We start from the raw sequence: 19018 nt of genomic DNA, 5'->3' as shown, positions 1-19018 counted from the left end.
CAGGGCGAGGAGCGAGGTCATGAAGTGCGAGGCCACCGCGTAGATGGCGGCGGGCAGGACCATCCCGTACAGCACCTGCTGGGTGATCATCTGGCGGTGTTCCCGGGTCATCTTCCCTCTCCCTTCGCTCGTGCTCCTGGCTGACGGGGCCATCGTGGCCCGGGAGGGGGGTCCGCCAGAATGCCCGGCAGGGGGGTGCTTGCGTGCCGGGGAGGGGAGTCTTTCCTTACCTCGGGGATAGGGCCGTGCCTACTCGGCGCCGGCGGAGGGCGGGTCGACGGTGTCCTGGCTGGTCCGGCGCTCCACCTCCAGCCGATCGGCGTCGGAGGTCGCGAGGGACGGCTCGGTCACCTCGTGCCCGCAGGTGTACGTCTCGATGATGGGCGACTCGGGCCGCTGCAGCCGCCGGCCCGACTCCGTTCCCAGATGCTGGAGGACGCCCTGGCCGCACACCGGGCACCGGCGCTCCTGCTCGTCCTCGTGGTGGGGCATGACTCCAATCCTACCCGGGCCGCCCGATCGGCACGCCTGACCGGCCTTCGGGCCGAGAAAGAGTGACAAATCCGGCTCCGGGTCTTGACCGCCGGAGGGGCCCTCCCCTAAAGTGAGTACTGGAAGCCGCTGGGACCTTCGGGTTCCGGCGGTTTCCATTTGTGGCGCCGTTCTGACACCTCCTCGGCCCTCCCGGTTCCCTGAGCGCTGGCCGTCAGCTTGTGACGATGTCGAACAGGCGCACTCCCGCCCAGATCCCAGCGGCGATCGCCCCCAGCTGAACCAGCAGCCACCACCCGCGAAGCCGGATCACGCGCTGCCTCCCAGGATGCGCTGCTTGGCTGCCTCGTACTCGTTGTCGTCGAGATCGCCCGACTGGTGCAGCTTGGCCAGCCGCTCCAGCGCCGAGACCACGTCGGCGGACGGGGTCGGCGTGGTGGTCCCGATGGCCGGCCACCAACTCGCACCGGCCGGCTGCTGGGTCCCCGGCTGTGGCGAGCTGCCGGCGGACGACGGGCGGACGACGGGCGGGGTGGGGCCCCAGCCCTGGACGGTCGTCCACGTCGGCCGGAACGGCGCGTTGAGCAGGCTGGGCAGGGGCTTGCGGTGGGGTGGCCGGCCCGTGAAGTGACGGATCGTGGCCGGGAGCCCGTAGAGCAGCGGCACCCCACCCATCAGGCCGAACAACACCGCGCAGACCAGGAACCCTCCGGACACGCCGGGGACGCCTCCCGGAGGGTTGAGGCCGAACTGCAGGAAGTTCCACCCGAGCGAGAGGAACAGCGCGGGCCAGATCAGCACGAGCAGCGACGGCGAGTGGTACCTGGAGGTCTGCCACACGTAGACGCCGACGAAGATCAGCCCTCCCCAGATCGACGCGGGCATGAGGAGGGCCACCCCGGCCGGGCACGGATGCGAGACCACGAACGGCTGGTTCCCCGACGCGCAGCTCCCCCCGATCTGCATCACGGAGCGCATCCCGAGAAACAGCAGCGTGAGCGAGCAGGCCACGCCGGCCAACCCGATGAAGACCCCGATCGACCCCAGCAACGAGAATCGCGGGCCGTCCTGCTGGGATTGCTGCACGGTCTGCACGCGCACACCTTACGTGGGCGAGCCCAGGCGGAGAAGGCGAACCCTGCCTCCTCCGCACCTCCGCAGCGTGTTCACGGTCCCTTCACACGCCGAGCGCAGCATGGGTGGCGAAGGTACGGACCGTCGAGAGGAGGACGAGATGCGACGGTGGTTCGGAATCGGGGTCGCGCTCCTGCTGATCCTGGCCGGAGCGGGCATCGGGATCGGGGCCTATCACGCCGGCTACAACCACGGGCTGGTCGACAGCGGCCACGTCCGCGAGGTGGTGGTCGGACCGGGGTACGGCTACGGGTTCCACTTCGGGTTCCTGTTCTTCCCGCTGTTCTTCATCGGGCTGTTCCTGCTGCTCCGGGGGGCGTTCTGGCGCCACCGGTGGGCGTATGGCGGCGGACCCGGGCATCACATGGGACCCGGCCCCTGGGGCAAGGGCCCGGGCGGCTCGGGCGGCCCGGGGACGTTCGAGGACTGGCACCGCAGCCAGCACGGCGAGAGCGGCCAGGACCCGCCGGGCTCCCCGCCCCAGCCCGTCAGCAGCGCGTAGCCGCGACGGGGACCGCGTGAACGGGGCGGAGGCGCTTGCCTCCGCCCACTCGCGTCGTCACGCTTCGGAAGGAGGGGGCCCGGGCCATGAAGACGATCCTGGTGGTCGAGGACGAGATGAAGATCGCGCGGCTGGTCCGCGACTACCTCCAGCACGCCGGGTTCGACGTCATGGTGGTGGGGGAGGGAGGGGCTGCCGTCGCCGCCGCGAGGGGCTCGAAGCCCGACCTCATCGTGCTGGACCTGGGGCTGCCGGGCCGCGACGGCCTGGACGTGACCCGTGAGCTCCGGCGCTCGTCGAACGTCCCCATCGTCATGCTCACCGCGCGGGGCGACGAGGCCGACCGGATCGTGGGCCTGGAGCTCGGTGCGGACGACTACGTGGTGAAGCCGTTCAGCCCGAAGGAGCTGGTGGCTCGGGTCCGGGCCGTGTTGCGGCGAACGGAGTCGACGCGGGCCGGCGGCCAGGAGCTGCTCCGGGCGGCCGACGTGGAGGTGGACGCCCAGCGGATGCGGGTGCAGGTGGCCGGGAGGCCGGTCGACCTCACGCCGACCGAGTTCCAGCTGCTGGCCACGTTCGTCCGCGAGCCCGGCCGGGTGTTCACCCGGGCCCAGCTTCTCGACGCGGTGCACGGCGTGGCGTTCGAGTCCTACGAGCGGGCCATCGATGCCCACGTGAAGAACATCCGCAAGAAGATCGAGCCCACGCCGGGCCGGCCCAGATACCTGGTGACGGTCCACGGGGTGGGGTACCGGTTCGCCGATGCCTGACCAGGAGGGACACCGGCACCGCCCGGGGCCCGACGCATGGCGTGGCCCCTGGCACGGTACCGGCCAGGGGTTCCGCCCGCCGTGGTGGCCGGAGAACGAGCCGTTTCCCCCCACGGGGCCGGTGAGCTGGCGGGGGATGCGCCGGCGATTCCTCCGGCGCGTGCTCATCGCCATGGCCCTGTTCTTCGGGCTCATGTTCGCGGCCAACGCTATCGCCGTGGCGCTGTTCCCGCATGCTTTCGGCGCTCGCGGCCACTGGCGCGCGGGCGGGGTCGTCTGGTTCCTCGGCGTCTGGCTGGTGGTGGCGTTCGTGGCGATCCGGAGCGTCCGGCGCGTGGCGGCGTCGGTGGGCGACGTGATGGAGGCGGCGGACCGGGTGGCGGGCGGCGACTACGAGGCCCGGGTCTCGGAGCGCGGTCCCCGCGACATGCGCCGGCTGGCCCGTTCCTTCAACGAGATGGCCCAGCGGCTCCAGGCCAACGAGCAGCAGCGACGGAGCCTGCTGGCCGACGTCGCACACGAGCTGCGCACGCCGCTCTCGGTGATCCAGGGGAACACGGAAGGGATGCTGGACGGGCTGTACGAGGCCGATCCGGCGCACCTGGAGGCGGTGCTCGAGGAGACCCGGGTGATGTCGCGCCTGCTGGAGGACCTCCAGACGCTGTCAACGGCGGAGGCCGGCGCGCTGCGGCTGCACCACGAGGCGGTCGCGCCGGCCGACCTGGTGGCGAACGCCGTGAACGCGGCCCGGCCCCGGGCCGACCAGGAGGGCGTCCGGGTGGAGCAGCGCGTGGCCCCCGGGCTGCCCGAGATCGAGGTGGACCCCATGCGCATCGGCGAGGTGTTCGCGAACCTGCTCCACAACGCGGTGCGCCACACGCCGTCCGGGGGGTCGGTGCTCGTCTCCGCCGAGCGGGCCGACACCGGCCCCGTCTCCTGGGACGCCGGCGTCGACACCGGCGTCGGGGTCGGCGTGGCGTTCGCGGTGGCCGACACCGGCCCCGGCATCGCTCCGGAGATCCTTCCCCACGTGTTCGACCGGTTCGTGAAGGCGAGCGACTCGGGCGGAGCCGGCTTGGGGCTCGCCATCGCCCGGAGCCTGGTCGAGGCGCACGGCGGGACGATCACCGCCGAGAGCCACGGGAGGCCCGGCGAGGGCACCGTCATGCGGTTCGTCCTGCCGGCGAACGAAGGCCGAACGCCGTGACGTGGCAGCCGCTGCCCGTCGGGACCCGCGCCACCGCGACCCGAACAATCCCCGAACGGGACCTCGAGCTGTTCGCGGAGATGACCGGGGACTGAGGCCCAGTCCGGCGGGACCCCCCCGTCCCTTGACGCCCTTCGATCGTTTCGGTAGTTTCAGAAACATGAAAGCAATTCCTTTGAAGGAGAGGCCTCGACCGCTGGAGGTCACCGAAGGGCACGTGGAGGCGTTCAACGCGCTGGCGCACCCGACGCGCCTGCGCGTGTTCTTCTTCCTGGCCCGCGCCGGGGGAGAGGTCAGCGCGGGAGAGATCCAGGGGGCCGTGGGCATTCCCGCCCCAACCCTGTCGCACCACCTGAACCTCCTGCGCCGGGCCGGCCTGATCCAGAGCCGGCGCGAGGAGCGCCACATCTACTACTCGGTCAGGACCGACAGCGTGTCCGAGCTGGTCCGGCTCCTGACCGACTGCTGCTGACCGAGTGCTGCTGGGAAAAGGAGGCAACCCATGGACGAGGTGCGCGAAGAGGTGCGCGAAGAGGTTCGAGCCCACTACGCGCGGGCGGCCCGGTCGGCGACGGCAGGCGGCTGCTCGGACGCGTGCTGCTCGAGCGAGGCGGGGGCCGCCGATTCCTCCCTGTACGGGGCGGCCGAGCGCGAGTTCCTTCCCGAGGCGGCCGTGCTGGCCAGCCTGGGGTGCGGGAACCCGACCGCCGTGGCCGAGCTGCGGGAGGGCGAGACGGTGCTCGACCTGGGTTCCGGCGGGGGCATCGACGTGCTGCTCTCCGCCAGGCGGGTCGGGCCCACCGGCAAGGTGTACGGGCTGGACATGACCGAGGAGATGCTGGCCCTGGCCCTGCGGAACAAGGAGGAGGCGGGCGCCACCAACGTCGAGTTCCTCAGGGGCTACATCGAGGACATCCCGCTGCCGGCCGCCACCGTGGACGTGGTGATCTCGAACTGCGTGATCAACCTGTCCGCCGACAAAGGACGCGTCTTCGCGGAGATGGCACGCGTGCTGAGGCCCGGGGGCCGCGTCGGGGTCAGCGACATCGTGGCCGAGGACGACCTCACGCCGGACCGGCGCGCCGAGCGCGGCAGCCACGTGGGCTGCATCGCGGGGGCCCTGTCGTTTCGGGAGTACGAGCAGGGGCTGCGGACCGCGGGCTTCGAGGACGTCACGCTGACCCCGACCCACCAGGTCGCCGAGGGAATGCACTCGGTCATCATCAGGGCCACCAAGGGCAGCACCCCCGGTGAACTCCTTCGGAGGATGGAGCTTTCCGTCGTCCGGCAGCCCTGCTGCTGACCGTGTTCGGTAGCGCTTGCCGTTATGGCCCGCCCCGGCGCGGGTAGGGGGACATGGCGTGAAGCCGGTGAAGGCGACCGATGCGCCGATCGAGGGCCTCGAGGTCTCCCCCTACGAGGTCCCCACGGACGAGCCCGAGTCCGACGGGACGTTCGAATGGGACTCCACCACCATGGTCCTGGTCCGGGCCAGGGCCGGGGGCCGCACGGGCCTGGGCTACACCTACGCCGACGTCTCCACGGCGAGCTTCGTCGAGAGCAAGCTCCGCCCGGTGGTGGATGGGTGCGGACCCCATGCGAACCGGCGCCGCCTGGGACGCCATGAGCGCCGCCATCCGAAACGCCGGCCAGCCCGGGCTCGGGATGATGGCGATCTCCGCGGTCGACATCGCGCTGTGGGACCTCGAGGCGCGCCTGCTCGAGGTCTCCGTGGTGGACTTGCTGGACGCGGCGCACGACGGCGTGCCCATCTACGGGAGCGGGGGGTTCACCAGCTACTCGCTGGAGCGATTGCAGGAGCAGCTGGGCGGGTGGGTCGAGCGGGCATTCCCAGGGTGAAGACGAAGACGTCGAGGGAGCACCGAGATCCGGCCCGCCTGGACGCCGTTCGGAAGGCCATCGGGGACCAGCCCGAGCTGTACGTCGACGCGAACGGGGCACTGACCCGCAAGCAGGGCCTGGACTGGGCCCACCGGTTCCGCCACGAGTGGGGCGTGAGCCGGTTCGAGGAGCCGGTGACGTCGGACGACCGCTGTCGGACTTCCGGACGTTGCTGGACGCGGGCGCGGTCGACTGCCTCCAGGCCGACGTGACGAGGTGCGGTGGCATCACCGGGCTCCTCCCGATGGGCCGGGCTCGCCGCGGCCCATCGGATCGACCTGTCGGCCCACTGCGCTCCCCAGGTCTCGGCGCACGCGTTCTGCGCCGTGCTGCGCCTGCGGCACCTGGAGTACTTCCACGACCACGTCCGCATCGAGCGGATGCTGTTCGACGGGGCCGTCGAGCCGGACGGCCGCGTCCTGCGCCCCGACCGTTCCCGGCCCGGCCTGGGCCTCGAGCTCCGCGAGGCGGACGCCGAGCCGTACCGCGTTCACTGACCGCCGCGGCCCGTCTCCGACGCCACGGCCCCGTGGGGTAAAGAAACTCGATCGCGGCCTGAGACCGGCGGCGGCGGGTGGTTCTGCGACAATGCCGCGCCGTGATCCACTCTCTCCTCTATCTCCTCCTGCGCCGAGTCCTCCGCCTGGTCCGTCCGGACGACCGCATGGCGGCCGAGGCGGAACTCGAGATCGCCGTGCTGCGACACCAGGTCGCAGTCACGTCTATCAGCATGTGCTCGGATGACAGCAGGAGCCGCCGCGGCGCTCGAGCAGGCGCTCGGTCCGTCGTTAGCAACTCGTTAGCAAATGCTCTGAAAGACTGGCGCGTGAGCCCTGCGCGCCAACCGTCTCCCGCCAGTTTGCCCTGGTAGCGGAGGCGGACGGGAATCGAACCCGCCTGCCAGCTCTCGCCGGCACACCGGTTTTGAAGACCGGGGGGCCCACCAGGCGCCCTGACGCCTCCGCTGGCAGCATACGATCCTTGCTTACTAGTCTGTCTCGGACTAGCCTGACAGGGACGGCGAGCCCCGCTCCCCTGGAAGGGAGATCCCGTGCCTGTTTCCCATGTCGACGTGCTGGTGCTGGGCCTGCTGGCCGAGGAGCCCCTGTACGGCTACCAGCTGCTCGAACGGTACCGGGCCCGGGCCATGGAGTTCTGGGCGCCCGCGGGGCGGGCCTCGGTCTACCAGTCCCTGCGGCGCCTCGAGCGCGAGGGGATGGTGTCGGGGAAGTCGCAGGAGGGCCGGGAGGGTCCGGACCGCCGCGTCTACCGGGTGTCCCGACCCGGGAGGGATCGTCTCCGGCAGGCGCTGCTGGAGTGGTTCGGACCGGGCGGGGCCCACCCCGCCGACCGCGCGCTGCCGTTCGGGTTCGCGCATCTCCTGCCGGCCGAGGAGGTCAGGCGCGGCATCGCCGCCCGGGACGCCTCGCTCCGGCAGCGGGTGCAGGACATCGGTGCCGAGCGGTCCCGGCTCCAGGCTGCACGGGGGCCGACCGGCGTGCTCGCCAGGAGGATGCTGGACCGGGAGGAGGCGCTGGCTGGGGCCGAGCTGGCCTGGCTGGGAGCGTTCCGGCGCGATGCGGGACGGATCCGCCGCGCCGCCCAGTAGCGGCTGCAGTTCCCCGTTGCGCCATTGTCACAGATAGCTGTTTCGGGCAATGGTTCCGGATTTTGGACGCGGCTCCTCCGGGGGGGTTGGAGGAGCCTCGGAAAGGGCGCAGGGGGGGAGGGTGAATCGGTCTGCGCCGATCCTGGGGATACCCGGGGTGTCCACCCTCAAACATCGGGCCCCAACTTTTTCTCGCCAAACCGGAATCGGCCCGGCGGGGGGACCGAAATCGTCGCCCCGGGCGATGGGGGAACGGTCCGGTTGGCCGGAAACGCTGCCCCGCGTCGCCTACCATGGTTCGCAGTGGAAGCGGCCTTCTTCGATCTCGACAAGACCATCATCTCGCGGTCGAGCTCCCTGGCCCTGACCCGGCCCATGTACCGGGCCGGCCTGGTGTCCCGTTCGGCGCTGCTGAAAGGCGTGTACGCCCAGCTCGTCTACCTGCTGGTGGGGGCGGACGAGCGGAAGATGGACCGGGCCAAGGAAGCCCTGGCCGCCCTGTCCAAGGGGTGGGAGAAGTCCGCGGTCGAGGAGCTGGTCCGCGAGGTCCTCATCGAGCTGATCGACCCGTACGTCTACCAGGAGGCCCTCGACCTGATCGCGCTGCACCGCGCCCTGGGGCGGTCCGTGTTCGTCGTCTCGTCCTCCCCCGAGGAGGTCGTGAAGCCGCTGGCGGAGCACCTCGGGATCCCCGGCGTGATCGCCACCCGCGCCGGGATCGTGGAGGGCAGGTACACGGGCGACCTGGAGTTCTACGCCTACGCGGAGAGCAAGGCCGAGGCGGTGCGTGAGATGGCGGAGGTGGAGGGGATCGACCTGGAGTCCTCCTACGCGTACTCGGACTCGTTCACCGACCTGCCCATGCTGGAGGCGGTGGGCCATCCCGTGGCGGTGAACCCGGACCGCGACCTTCGCCGGGAGGCGGAGAAGCGAGGCTGGCAGATCCGCTATTTCCGCAGGCCGGTCCGGATGCGCCAGCGCCTGGTGTCGGCGGTGCCTCGCCCCTCGCCGGTCGCCGCGGTCGCGGCGGCGGTGGGCGTCGCGGTGGTGCTTGCGTGGCTGTACCTGCGACCGCGGGTGGTGCGTTCGCGAAGCCGCGGGTAGCTCCGGGCTCTGGCCGTTTTCCACAGCCGGGGTGGCAGGGATACAATCGCCTCGGCCGTCTTGGGACGGCCGCGAAGGGAGCAGTACCCACGTGCGTCCTGCCGCGGGAGGCATGCTCGGGCCCCGAGGGTGAGCCCGCGGTACCCGAGCAAGTTGCAGAGAGCGCTTGGTAGCTGCTCCCTTCGCCTTTCCGACTCGATCCGGCTCGGCCCCGCGCCGTCGCTACGGGTGCACGAAGCGCGCGAACTCGAAGTGCATCCCGTCGGGGATCAGGAAGTCGCCGCCCCAGTTGAACCCCCACCGCTTGAAGATCGCGACGATGCGCGGGTCCATGGTCGGGGTGTGCCCGTAGAGATTCTCCGCCACGTCGAGGTCGATGGCGATGCCCCAGGCGTGATGGGAGATGCCCTGGGCCGGGTCACGGTTCGCGAAGCGGGGGCCGAAGCAGCCGCCGTACTCGTTCGGCTTGATGAGGTGGGCCAGGCCTGATCTCACGACCTCCCGGAGCGCCCCCCGGAGCTGGGGGAACAGCGCTCGGTTGCAATGGACGTCGCCCAGGATGGGAACGGACTCCGTGGCGATGTGGCGGCTCTCCCAGGCCGGATCGATGGCCAGTTGGCCGCCCGGCAGCGGGTGGGCGGCGAACTCGCCGAACAGCTGCTTGATGCGCACGGGGGCCAGGACGGCGTCCCCTTGCCGGAAGTACGGGGTCTCGCCCGGAGCGCGGACCCGCAGCGGGAGGTCCTTCGGGATGATCGTGCGGATCTCCGCGGTCAGCTCGGCCTCGGTCATGCCGGACCGGGGCTGGAGCAGCGCGTATCGGTTCTCGGCGATGCCGAGCGTGGCGGCGACCCGGCGGGACACCAGGAGCTCGTTCGCCCCGACCAGCCCGTCGGGGAGGACCGCGGCGACGGTGATCGCGGCGGGGCCGAAGTCGAACTCCCCGCCCGCGCCAAACCCGCGGACGTCCGCGCTCATCTGCCCCATAACGCCCTGTCCGTCGGAGAGGGAGAGCGAGACGCCGCGGTCGGACGGCGGCAGGAAAGGCGAGTACTCGCGAGGGTCCACCGCCGCGACCTCGACGGGGATGGCCAGGCCGTGCGGCGGCGCGTCCACCTGGGTCCCGTCCGCGGAGAACGACCGGGTCATCCAGGCCAGGCCGCTCGCCACGACGACCGAGCGCTCGATCCCGGGGAGCGTGCGGACGGCCTGCCGGAACCCGTCGGGAAGCCCTCCCGGGGTCCAGGCCAGGAACGTCTCGGGGGGCTCGGGGCTGGTGGCGGGGGCGGCACCCGTCGCCGGCGGGTGGCCCTGGGTCTCTCCTCCTCCGCCACCGGTTCCGCCGGTTCCGGCCACCGTCTGCCCGGCGCTCTGGAGTGACAGGGTGAGCAGGCCTCCCAGGGCGAAGCCCACGATGCCTGCCGCGACCAGGCGCGGGGCGCCCCGGAACCACCTCACGGCGTCGATGCTCCTGCGAACGCTGCGGGCAGGTCGATGGCGCCGATGGACACCGGCGCGCTCGTTTCCGAGGTGGCCGGCGGCGTGGTCGGCTCCGGGGACGATGACCGTGGCAGCGACACGGGTTGGAGCGACTGCGCCACCACGAGCAGGTCCGCGAGGGTGAGGGCGGCTCCGTCGATCGAGTAGTAGATGCCCTGGTCGACCCATTCCAGCTCGTCCCGGCTCGGCGTGAAGCGCCCGGACACGTCGCCGACCTGCACCGCCGACTGTTCCGCGGCGGAGGCCGGAGGGAGGTCGGTTCCCGGCTCGATGTGCAACCGGATCTGCCCCTCGAGGTCGGCGTTGGGCTGCCCGAAATACAGGTTCACGCTCTGGTCGTTCCCGACCTGCACGACCTCCGTCGAGATCAGGCGGTAGCCGGCGGGGAGGGACTCCGGCTCCGACACCGGGAAGGGCACCCGGGAGACGGCCTGGCGGAGCGAAAGGCGTTCGGCCAGGCCGCCGCCCGAGGGCTGCACGTCCCAGGAGGCCGGGATGTTCGAGGCCACCGGGAGCGATCCCGCCACGTGCAGCAGGGCGTCGCGGGAAAGGTTCGTCTCCAGGAACAGGTCGACGCTGTGGGCGTGGATCGACAGGCGCCGGCCGAGGGTTCGGGTGGCCGGCTCGTAGTACGCGACGCCTCCGCCGGGGAGGTCGACCCGCTCGGCTAGGCGGCTGACCGGTCCGAAGGGGGCGTCGGTCCGCCAGGAGTGCGTTTCCCGGACCTTCAGCCAGGCCAGGCCCGAGGAGTACGCCACGATGGTCTGGTCGCCGGGCTCACCGGTCTGCCCGGGCGGGATGACTACCCGGTACAGGTGCAGGCCGGCGGTGTCGGTGGGGACGATCGGCGCGTAGCCGACGCGCTTCGGGACGTCGTCCAGCTTCACCCTCTGCGCGCCCTCGCTGGTGGCGGGGACCGAGGAGGTGTCCGGGACGCTGAATGTGGCCGCGCTCGGCACGCGCTCGTCGAACGACAGGACCCGCGCGGAGAACACGTCCTGGCCCGGCGGCTCGGTGGGGAGTCCCTGGCGGGCCGCCCACGCGACTCGGTCGGGCTCGTCGGCCGGGTAGACGCGGTACGCCAGCGGGAACCAGCTCCGCCGGTCGAGCCACAGGACCACCCGGTCGTCGGGGTAAAACGGCCGCCACGCGCCCCCCTGGCGGAGGAAGGCGAACAGGGGGCCGGCCTGGCGATAGGTGAGGGCGACCCGGACGGCGGGCCGGCCCCCGACGGTTCCCCGGCCCAGCACGTCGAGGCGGTTCGCGTCCGCCAGCGTGGTGAGCGGCAGCACGATGTCGCTCGGCATGGGGGCGGCCTCGGAGAACGGGACCCGGTGGTCCACGCGGCGGGTCTGCGGGGCGCCCAGGGGGCAGTTGGGCCAGGCGTCGGCCGGACAGGGGCCGGGCCCCGACAGGTACCACTGGGACCGGTTCACGATCAGGGAGAGGTCGTTGCGCGGCCAGGTGGTGTTCGGATAGGGCGTGAGGTCGGCGACGTCCATGCGGAAGCGTTCCGGGGCGGACAGCCAGACGTCGACGCTGAAGTGGCGGAGGGGCAGGCGCGGCTGGAAGTGCCACTCGGTGACGGCGAACCGCGCGTGGTACCCCTGGAGGTGGGTGGCGGCCTGGAGGACCCGGCCGGGCAGGTCCGCGGCCAGGACCGCCGGCCCCGGGGAGCTCCCCGGCCAGATGCCGGTCCCGGTGACGGCCGTTCCGACGAACGCCCCCGCGAGGAGGGCCACCGCGACGCGGGCGAGCTCGCGGCGCCGGCCGGCGCGGCCGGGCCTCGCGGCGCGCGACAGATCAGCCGGGCGCGGGGGCGTCGGTTGCTCGGAGTGCCGCGCCGGACGGAGGAGTGCGGGCCAGTCGGTCCTGGCGGCCCCGACCGTTGGGGAGGTCCCTGCCGCGACCCGCTCCATGATCGGCTCGACCAGGTCGGGCACCGCCTCCGCAAGGCGGAACCGGACGCCCTCCCGGACCCGCCGGGCGCGGGCCTCGAACCCACGGCAGGCCGAGCAGTCCGCCAGGTGCCGTTCCAGGGCGACCTCGAGCCGCGGGGCGAGCCGCTCGCCGTCCATGCGTTCGGACAGCGCGAGCTCCGCCCGCTCACAGTTCACCGGCGTCCTCCTCGTGGTCGGAGAGACCGCGGATCAACACTTGGCGGCCGCGGTGCATGCGGCTCTTGACCGTTCCCACCCGGACCTGGAGGACGTCCGCGGCTTCCTGGTAGGAGAGCCCGAACACCTCGATCAGCAGGAACGGTTCCAGGTGCTCGCGGGACAGCCCTCGCACGGCGTCCCAGACCTCCGCCCGCGTGGCGGGGTCGGTTGCGGGCGGCGGCTTGGGGTAGTCGCGGAGCTCCAGGGAGCGCCGGGACTTGAGCGCGTCCATGCTGCAATTGCGCACGATCCGGAACAGCCAGCTCGAGAACTTCGAGTCCCCCCGGAAGGACCGGAGGAACCGGAACGCCCGCAGGAAGGCCTCCTGGGTGACGTCCTCGGCCGTGGCCCGGTTCGCCGTGAGGTGGTAGGCGAACCGCCACACGTCGGCCTGATACAGCCGGACCAGGTCCTCGAATGCCCGGAGGTCCCCCTCGCGAGCGCGAGCCAGTGTGCGCGGATCCGGTTCCTGCACGGCGCTATCGCCCCCTGGCACGCAAGCCTAGCGCCGGGCCCTGTCGCCGGGAACCACGAATCTGCCCTCCATTCGGGCAAGCAGACTCCGACCAGGGAAGGATGGTTCCGGGGTCGCATGTCCGCCGGACAGGCTTTGTCTAGGGCGTTACCCCGGGTGGATGCGCCTTCAGCCGCCTCGCCGGGCCAGGGCTGCCAGGCGATCGGCCAGGCGCTCCAGGCGGGAGGCCGCTTCCTCGAACAGGTCGAGGGAGACGGCTCCGGTCGCCGCGAGGAGCTCGGTTTCGATGTCAGCCATGCCGGGCTTCCTCCGATCGTTCACCTCCTCCAGGAGCGGTTCCAGCAGGGAGACCGCTCGCTCCAGCCGGGCGACGTCGTCCGCCGGGCCGGCGGCATCGTGCCGGCGGTCCCGGAGCCAGTCTCCGATCGAGATGACCTCGCCCATCGATGGAAAGCGTAGAACGGGGGTGTGACATTTTCCCGGAAGCCCGGCAGGAATCTCCGCTGGGATGGTCGTCGCCTGATCTGCTCGGTCGCCGCACGGGCCCGAACCCGGGGCTCCAGCCTGGATTCACGCTGCTGAGGCCCCCCTTCCAGCACCTACAATCCGACGCGTGAATCGAACCGCGGTCGCGGAGCTCCTGGCCGCGCTTTCCTACGGGGGGAAGGTGGCGGCGGAGCGCGCGCGCGACAACGCCCGCTTCGCCCCCGACTCCCGCACTCGGGAGGCCCAGCTAGGCATCGCGGAGCGGGAGCGCCGGAACTCCCGGCTGATCGAGGCCCGGCTCCTGGAGGTGGGCTCGGAGTCCCTGACCAGGCGGTTCGCGCCCTTCTTCGACCTGTTCTTCTCGCACACGGAGCCGGCCGACTGGGTCGAGGCCCAGACCTTCCACTATGTGGGCGACGCCCTGGTTTCGGACTTCGCCGACGGGCTGGTCGAACTGCTCGATCCGGTGTCGGCGGAGGTGGTGCGGCGAGCCCTCGGTGAGCGCGAGGACCAGGAATCCTTTGCCCTGGAGGAGCTGACCAGGGCCATGGAAGGCGAGCCCGAGGCCATCGAGCGGATCGCCGCGTACGCTCGGCGGATCATCGGCGAGGCCCTCACCCAGACCAGCCGGGCCCTCGATCAGGCCACGGTGCTGAAGGACCTGCTGGGCGGGGTGGACGGGGAGAAGCGGTTCCTGCTCGACCTGCTGGAGCGGCACCGGATCCGGCTCGATCGCCTGGGCATCGAGCGCGTGGAGGCCGAGCCCGGGGACTGAGCGCTGAGCGCATGCCGACGCCGGCAGCATCTGGGCGCGTCCCGACGCCGGTCGCAGGGCGTATCCGAGGGTGTCCATTCCCCGAATCGGGGAATTTCGCATCCCCCCGCATCACCCGCAAGATCCGCCGTCCTGGTGATTGTCCGATGGCGACTCCGCCGTTAGTCTTCCCCTCGCTTCAGGCAGCGGCGGCAGCGGCAGGTGGCGCTACCGGGAGCAGCGGCGGGCCCGAACGCCGGGTGGCATCCCTTCCCCATGTGCCTTCGGAGCGGCGCTTCCGGAGGGCGCATCCCCCTCGCAGTTCTTCCCCTGTGTGCTGCCGGCTTCTCCATGGGCGCGGTTGGCTTCCCCGGGCGTGCGGTTGGGCTTCCCCCGGGCATGCGGTGCCTTCCCTTTGGCGGCGTGTGGTGGATGGCTTCCCCTCGAGCGAGAGCGGTGGAAGGAGGTCTCGTGGACAGTGTGGCGAGCGTGGTGGTCGGGCTCGATCCGCCCGAGCTGGCCGAGGAGGTCGTCGACTTCCTGGACCGGACGGGGCGCGTTCGGGTCGTCGCGACCGCCTCCGATCCGCAGGCGCTCGCCCGGGCCATCCGGGAGCGTGAGCCACACGCCGTCGTGGGCCAGCCGCTGCTGGTCCGGGCGGCCGGGAACCTCAACGGAAGCTCCTTCCTGGCCCTGGAAACGGCCGAGTCCGTGCAGGCCATGCGCGTCGCGTTGGACGCCGGCGCACGGGCCTTCTACGTGTGGCCGTCGGAGCGCGAGGATCTGGCCCGGGCGGCCGGGGGAACGCTTCCTGCGCGCCGGCGGGCGACGGTGAAGCGGGCCCTGGTGGTGGCGGTGTACGGACCGCGTGGCGGCGTCGGGACGACGTTCCTGGCGACCCATCTCGCGGCGGCGTTCGCTCGGACCGGCCGGGCCACGACCCTGGCCGACCTGGACCCGGTGTTCGGGGACGTGTCCGCGGCCCTCGGCGCGCCGCCCGAGGCCCGCTCGATCGGGGACGTCGGGCCGGTGGCGGGGGAGCTGTCCGAGGAACGCCTCGACGACGTCCTGTGGCGCCACCCGGCGGGGTTCGGGGTCCTGCTGTCCTCCAGCCAGGCGGCGCCGCCCGAGGCCGCCGGTCCGGCGCACTACTCGGCGGCGCTCTCGGCGCTGCAAGCGTGGCGGGACGTCGTCGTGCTGCACCTGCCCCGAGCGCTCGACGAGATCGCCCTGGCCGGCCTGGAGCGCTCGGACCGGATCCTGGTCGTGGTCTCACCCGACGTCCTGGCGTTCCGGTTCGCGAAGCGGGCCCTCGACATGCTCGGCTCACTCGGGCTGACCGCCCGGTGCGACGTCGTGATGAACCGGACCCGCAGAGCCGAGGTCGTGCCGGCCGATGCCAAGCGGGTCTTCGGGCGGCCGGCGCTGGCGATCTGGCCGGTGGACCGACACGCCCAGGCGGCGCAGGACCGCGGGAAGCTCCTCTCGCCGCGGGGGCGGATCGCGCGTGCCGCGGACCGGCTGGCCCGCGCGCTGCTCGATGGGAGGGGCGATGCGGGAGCGTGACCGCCTGGCCACGGTCAAGCGGCGGCTCCACGACCGGCTGGTCCAGCGCATCGACGCGAACGGGCTCGCGGCCGCGCGGCCGGTGGACCGGCGGCTCCTGGTGAGGGAAGAGGCCCTGGCCATCCTGAGGGAGGAAGGCCATCTCCTGCCGCAGGGCGACCTGGCCAAGGTGGTGAACGACGTTTCGGATCGTGTCGTCGGGCTCGGGCCCATCGAGGCCCTGCTCAGGGACCCGGAGGTCAGCGAAGTGATGGTGAACGGGCCCGACGACGTGTTCGTGGAGCGAAAGGGGCGGATCGAAAGCGTGGCGGACGGTCTATTCGAGGGGGAGGAGGCCGTCCTCCACGTGATCGAGCGGATCGTTGCCCCGCTCGGGCTTCGGGTCGATGAATCGTCACCATATGTGGACGCGCGACTACCGGACGGTAGCCGGGTGCACGCGATCGTCCCGCCCCTTTCGCTCTGCGGTCCAGTCCTCACGGTGCGCAAGTTCTCGCTCATCCCGTTCCGGCCGGGCGACCTGGTCGCCAGCGGAACCATCGGGCCTCGCGCCCTCGCCTTCCTGGCGTCGTGCGTGCGGGGCAAGGCCAACATCGTCGTTTCCGGAGGAGCGAGCTCCGGCAAGACCACCCTGCTGAACGTGCTGGCCAGCTTCATCCCGGACGGGGAGCGGCTCATCACGATCGAGGACGCTGCTGAGCTGCGGCTCGGGAAGCCGCACGTGGTGGGCCTGGAGGCAAGGCCGGCCAACGTGGAGGGGAAGGGGGAGGTCACGGTCCGCGACCTGGTTCGCAACGCCCTGCGGATGCGTCCGGACCGGATCATCGTCGGGGAGGTCCGGGGCGGCGAATGCCTGGACATGCTCCAGGCCATGAACACCGGCCACGAGGGCTCGCTGTCGACCGCGCACGCCAATTCTCCTCGCCACCTGCTGTGGCGGCTGGAGACGATGGCCCTGATGTCGGATGTCGAGCTGCCGGTGGCCCACGTCCGGGAACAGGTGGCGTCGGCGATCGACGTGGTCGTGCACATGGCGAGGCTCCGGGACGGGCGCAGGGTCGTCCATCGCGTGGCCACGGTGGACGGCGTGCGCGACGGCGAGCCCGTCCTCACGGACCTGTTCTCATTCCACGGTTCCGGCGGCCCGCGAGGGTCCGGACAGCTCGTCGGGCTCGGAGCCACACCGCCCCTTACCCAAGTTCTGGCCGAGCGTGGTGAGGCGCTGCCGGAGAGCATCTTCGTCTCGGGCCCCGACGAGGGTGGCGCGGCGTGAGCGCTGCCGTGGACGTCTCCGTCTTCGCGGCCGCCGCCCTGGGATGCGCGGCTGTTTGGATCGAGCTCCGAGCGCGCCACCGGGCGCTGGTCCGCGCGGGGTGGGATCCGGGGCCGCCTCGGCCCGGCCCGGCCCGCCTTCCTTCAACTCCGGGAAGGGTCCCTTCGCCTCGTTGCGAGCCTGGGCGGGGTGGCGCTGGGGATGGCCGTTGGCGGACCGCCGGTGGCCCTGGCCGGAGCCGCCGTCGGATGGGCCATTCCGGGGGCCTCGCGCCGACGGAGGGACCGACGCCAGGAAGAGCTCATCGAGGCGCAGCTGGCCGAACGGGTCGCCGGAGTGGCCGCCGCCCTTCGTTCCGGGCTCTCACTGTCGCAGGCCATCCGGTTCGCCGCCGACGAAGGGGAAGCGCCGGCCGCGACCCAGCTCCGGGCCATCGTGGACCGCGAGGCCCTGGGCGTGCCGCTGGAGGAATCACTCGAACGATGGGCGTCCGAGGAGGGAGGCCGCGACGTGCGACTCGTCGCGAGCGTGCTCCAACTGCATCACCGGGTGGGCGGCGACGCGCCCGCGGTCCTTGAACAGGTGGCCCGGACGCTCCGCCAGCGCCGGGCCGCAGGACGGGAGGTCCGGTCGCTCACCGCACAGGCGCGGCTGTCCGGGACCATCCTCGGCCTGCTCCCGGTGGGGTTCTTCCTGTTCATGTCGGTGGTCTCCCGCGGCGACATGTCCGCCGCGTACGGCTCTCCGGTTGGTGTGGGCGCGATCGTGTTGGGGTTGGTCCTCGACGGAGGCGCGTACCTGTGGATCCGCTCGCTGCTCCGGGTGTCGTGGTGATGGCAGGGGTGATCGGCCCGGCCATGGCATCGGCGGCGGTGCTCGCAGCGGTTGGCGCGGCGGGAGTTCGGTACGACCCAGCCGTCTCCAAGCGGATCGAGGCCCTTCGACCGGAAGGCACCCAACACTCCGGGGGAGGAATGGCGAGGTGGGTGGGGAGCCGCTCGTGGGCCAGGCGGCTGGGCCACCGGGACGAGCTGGCCTCCAAGCTGGCAACGGCCGGATGGCGAGTCGATCCGGACGCGGCAATCGGGTGGAAGGTGATCGCCGGCTCGGCGGGCTTCGTCCTGGGGCTGTCGGCCCCGATGCCACTCCTGGTGATGACGCCGCTTCTGGTGGCGGCGGGGTTCCGGGGTCTGGACTTCCTGGTGAGTCGGGCTGCGCGGCGACGATCGAGGCAAGCCGACCAGGAGGTGCCGCAGCTGCTCGACGTCCTCGCTGCAGGATCGACGGCCGGCCTGGCCGCGCCGCTCGCCCTCCGGAGAGCCTCGGCCGCGGTCCGCGAGCCCCTCGCCGGAGAGCTCCGTCACGTGCTCGACGCCGTCGACATGGGGGCACGGTGGAGGGACGAGCTGCGGGCCATGGCGGACCGGCTGGGTCTGCCGGACCTCAAGCGGGCCGTGTTGGCGGTGGCCCGAACCGAGATGCTCGGGTCCTCGCTGGCGGAGGCCCTGCGGGAGCTGGCGGAGGACGTCCGCGACGCGAGGCGGGCCCGAGCAGCGGAGACCGCCCGAAAGGCCCCGGTCAAGATGCTGTTCCCCCTGGTGTTCATGGTCCTTCCTGCTTTCCTCCTCCTCACGGTGGTTCCGGTGCTGTTCGCCACGCTCCGGTCGATTGGGTGAGAGGAGGTGAACGTCATGCTGCTGTCCTGGTACGTGCGCCTGCGGGTGTGGTTCGCACGGGAGGAGGCGCAGACCACCGCTGAGTACGCGCTGGTCATCCTGGCGGCCGTCGCCGTCGCGGTGGTGCTGATCGCGTGGGCCAAGTCGTCGGGGAAGCTCCCCGCCTTCTTCGACAAGGTGATCGACAACGTCTCCAACAATGCGCAGTAGGAGGGGGTCGCTCCGCGGGAGACGGCGGAGCCTCCCCAAGAAGCCGGTGCGGAAGCTGGCCGCGGGCGCGGGCGAGCGGGGCTCGGCGGCGCTGGAGTTCGCGATGGTGCTGCCGATCCTGCTGATCGTGACCCTCGGGCTGGTCCAGGCCGGGCTGTTCGTCAGGGATCAGTTGGTGCTGGTGGAGGCGGCCCGGGCC

19 protein-coding genes, 1 tRNA gene and 1 pseudogene are annotated in these 19018 nt (G+C 71.8%); 14 read left to right on the top strand and 7 right to left on the bottom strand.

All coding sequences use genetic code 11. The features are described from left to right. Window positions 1-249: 249 nt before the first annotated feature. Both M3Q23_09285 and M3Q23_09280 read right to left on the bottom strand, forming a co-directional pair. Window positions 250-492 (bottom strand): hypothetical protein, encoded by a 243-nt coding sequence (locus M3Q23_09285; protein MDP9342270.1) that lies wholly within the window; start codon window positions 490-492, stop codon window positions 250-252. A gap of 309 nt (window positions 493-801) precedes the next feature. Next, window positions 802-1587 carry an SHOCT domain-containing protein gene (locus M3Q23_09280; protein MDP9342269.1) on the bottom strand — a complete coding sequence of 262 codons (786 nt, stop codon included), beginning with the start codon at window positions 1585-1587 and terminating at the stop codon, window positions 802-804. A 139-nt stretch (window positions 1588-1726) separates the two neighbouring features. Here M3Q23_09280 and M3Q23_09275 point away from each other — a divergent pair, with 139 nt between their 5' ends. From M3Q23_09275 to M3Q23_09250, 6 genes and pseudogenes are all read left to right on the top strand, one after another. After that, on the top strand, window positions 1727-2128 hold the full coding sequence (locus M3Q23_09275) for a hypothetical protein (protein ID MDP9342268.1): 402 nt from the start codon (window positions 1727-1729) through the stop codon (window positions 2126-2128). An 86-nt stretch (window positions 2129-2214) separates the two neighbouring features. Beyond that, the gene (locus M3Q23_09270; protein MDP9342267.1) at window positions 2215-2898 is read left to right on the top strand and encodes a response regulator transcription factor; all 684 of its coding nucleotides are present in this window, start codon (window positions 2215-2217) and stop codon (window positions 2896-2898) included. After that, window positions 2891-4105: a HAMP domain-containing histidine kinase gene (locus M3Q23_09265; protein MDP9342266.1), complete on the top strand. Its 1215-nt coding sequence runs from the start codon at window positions 2891-2893 to the stop codon at window positions 4103-4105. The genes M3Q23_09270 and M3Q23_09265 overlap by 8 nt, the downstream gene beginning before the upstream one ends. 160 nt (window positions 4106-4265) lie before the next feature. After that, on the top strand, window positions 4266-4577 hold the full coding sequence (locus tag M3Q23_09260; protein MDP9342265.1) for a metalloregulator ArsR/SmtB family transcription factor: 312 nt from the start codon (window positions 4266-4268) through the stop codon (window positions 4575-4577). Window positions 4578-4607: 30 nt separating this feature from the next. Next, window positions 4608-5408: an arsenite methyltransferase gene (gene arsM, locus M3Q23_09255; protein MDP9342264.1), complete on the top strand. Its 801-nt coding sequence runs from the start codon at window positions 4608-4610 to the stop codon at window positions 5406-5408. Window positions 5409-5580: 172 nt separating this feature from the next. Further along, window positions 5581-6504 (top strand): annotated as a pseudogene (locus tag M3Q23_09250) (mandelate racemase). Between the two features lie 374 nt (window positions 6505-6878). Here the strand turns inward: M3Q23_09250 and M3Q23_09245 are convergent. Beyond that, a tRNA-Sec gene (locus M3Q23_09245) sits at window positions 6879-6970 on the bottom strand. An 88-nt stretch (window positions 6971-7058) separates the two neighbouring features. On the opposite strand from M3Q23_09245, the gene M3Q23_09240 reads away from it, so the two are divergent. Both M3Q23_09240 and M3Q23_09235 read left to right on the top strand, forming a co-directional pair. After that, window positions 7059-7616, top strand: coding sequence for a PadR family transcriptional regulator (locus tag M3Q23_09240; protein MDP9342263.1), 558 nt, complete (start codon window positions 7059-7061; stop codon window positions 7614-7616). Window positions 7617-7919: 303 nt separating this feature from the next. Beyond that, window positions 7920-8720, top strand: a complete 801-nt coding sequence (locus M3Q23_09235; protein MDP9342262.1) for an HAD-IB family hydrolase — start codon at window positions 7920-7922, stop codon at window positions 8718-8720. Between the two features lie 222 nt (window positions 8721-8942). On the opposite strand, the gene M3Q23_09230 is transcribed toward M3Q23_09235, so the two are convergent. From M3Q23_09230 to M3Q23_09215, 4 genes are all read right to left on the bottom strand, one after another. Beyond that, window positions 8943-10178: a M15 family metallopeptidase gene (locus M3Q23_09230; GenBank protein MDP9342261.1), complete on the bottom strand. Its 1236-nt coding sequence runs from the start codon at window positions 10176-10178 to the stop codon at window positions 8943-8945. After that, a complete protein-coding gene (locus tag M3Q23_09225) occupies window positions 10175-12337 on the bottom strand; it encodes a zf-HC2 domain-containing protein (GenBank protein MDP9342260.1) in 2163 nt (720 codons plus the stop codon). The genes M3Q23_09230 and M3Q23_09225 overlap by 4 nt, the downstream gene beginning before the upstream one ends. Next, window positions 12327-12854, bottom strand: a complete 528-nt coding sequence (locus M3Q23_09220) for a sigma-70 family RNA polymerase sigma factor (GenBank protein MDP9342259.1) — start codon at window positions 12852-12854, stop codon at window positions 12327-12329. The genes M3Q23_09225 and M3Q23_09220 overlap by 11 nt, the downstream gene beginning before the upstream one ends. Window positions 12855-13022: 168 nt before the next feature. After that, on the bottom strand, window positions 13023-13298 hold the full coding sequence (locus M3Q23_09215; GenBank protein MDP9342258.1) for a hypothetical protein: 276 nt from the start codon (window positions 13296-13298) through the stop codon (window positions 13023-13025). A gap of 169 nt (window positions 13299-13467) precedes the next feature. Here M3Q23_09215 and M3Q23_09210 point away from each other — a divergent pair, with 169 nt between their 5' ends. The 6 genes from M3Q23_09210 (at window position 13468) to M3Q23_09185 (ending at window position 18819) form a co-directional block, all read left to right on the top strand. After that, complete coding sequence (locus M3Q23_09210; GenBank protein MDP9342257.1) at window positions 13468-14115, top strand: ferritin-like domain-containing protein; 648 nt, start codon at window positions 13468-13470, stop codon at window positions 14113-14115. A gap of 450 nt (window positions 14116-14565) precedes the next feature. Further along, window positions 14566-15660 (top strand): hypothetical protein, encoded by a 1095-nt coding sequence (locus tag M3Q23_09205; protein MDP9342256.1) that lies wholly within the window; start codon window positions 14566-14568, stop codon window positions 15658-15660. Beyond that, a complete protein-coding gene (locus M3Q23_09200) occupies window positions 15647-16933 on the top strand; it encodes a CpaF family protein (protein MDP9342255.1) in 1287 nt (428 codons plus the stop codon). The genes M3Q23_09205 and M3Q23_09200 overlap by 14 nt, the downstream gene beginning before the upstream one ends. Before the next feature lie 189 nt (window positions 16934-17122). Next, entirely contained in the window at window positions 17123-17767 is a 645-nt protein-coding gene (locus M3Q23_09195) for a type II secretion system F family protein (GenBank protein MDP9342254.1), read from the top strand. Further along, window positions 17767-18609 (top strand): type II secretion system F family protein, encoded by an 843-nt coding sequence (locus M3Q23_09190; protein ID MDP9342253.1) that lies wholly within the window; start codon window positions 17767-17769, stop codon window positions 18607-18609. The genes M3Q23_09195 and M3Q23_09190 overlap by 1 nt, the downstream gene beginning before the upstream one ends. Before the next feature lie 15 nt (window positions 18610-18624). Next, on the top strand, window positions 18625-18819 hold the full coding sequence (locus M3Q23_09185) for a DUF4244 domain-containing protein (GenBank protein MDP9342252.1): 195 nt from the start codon (window positions 18625-18627) through the stop codon (window positions 18817-18819). The last annotated feature ends 199 nt before the right edge of the window (window positions 18820-19018 follow it).

This window comes from Actinomycetota bacterium (genome assembly GCA_030774015.1).
GTDB lineage: Bacteria > Actinomycetota > UBA4738 > UBA4738 > JACQTL01 > JALYLZ01.
The sequence above is the reverse complement of the archived record's forward strand: the minus strand, read 5'-3'. Positions and strand labels throughout refer to the sequence as shown.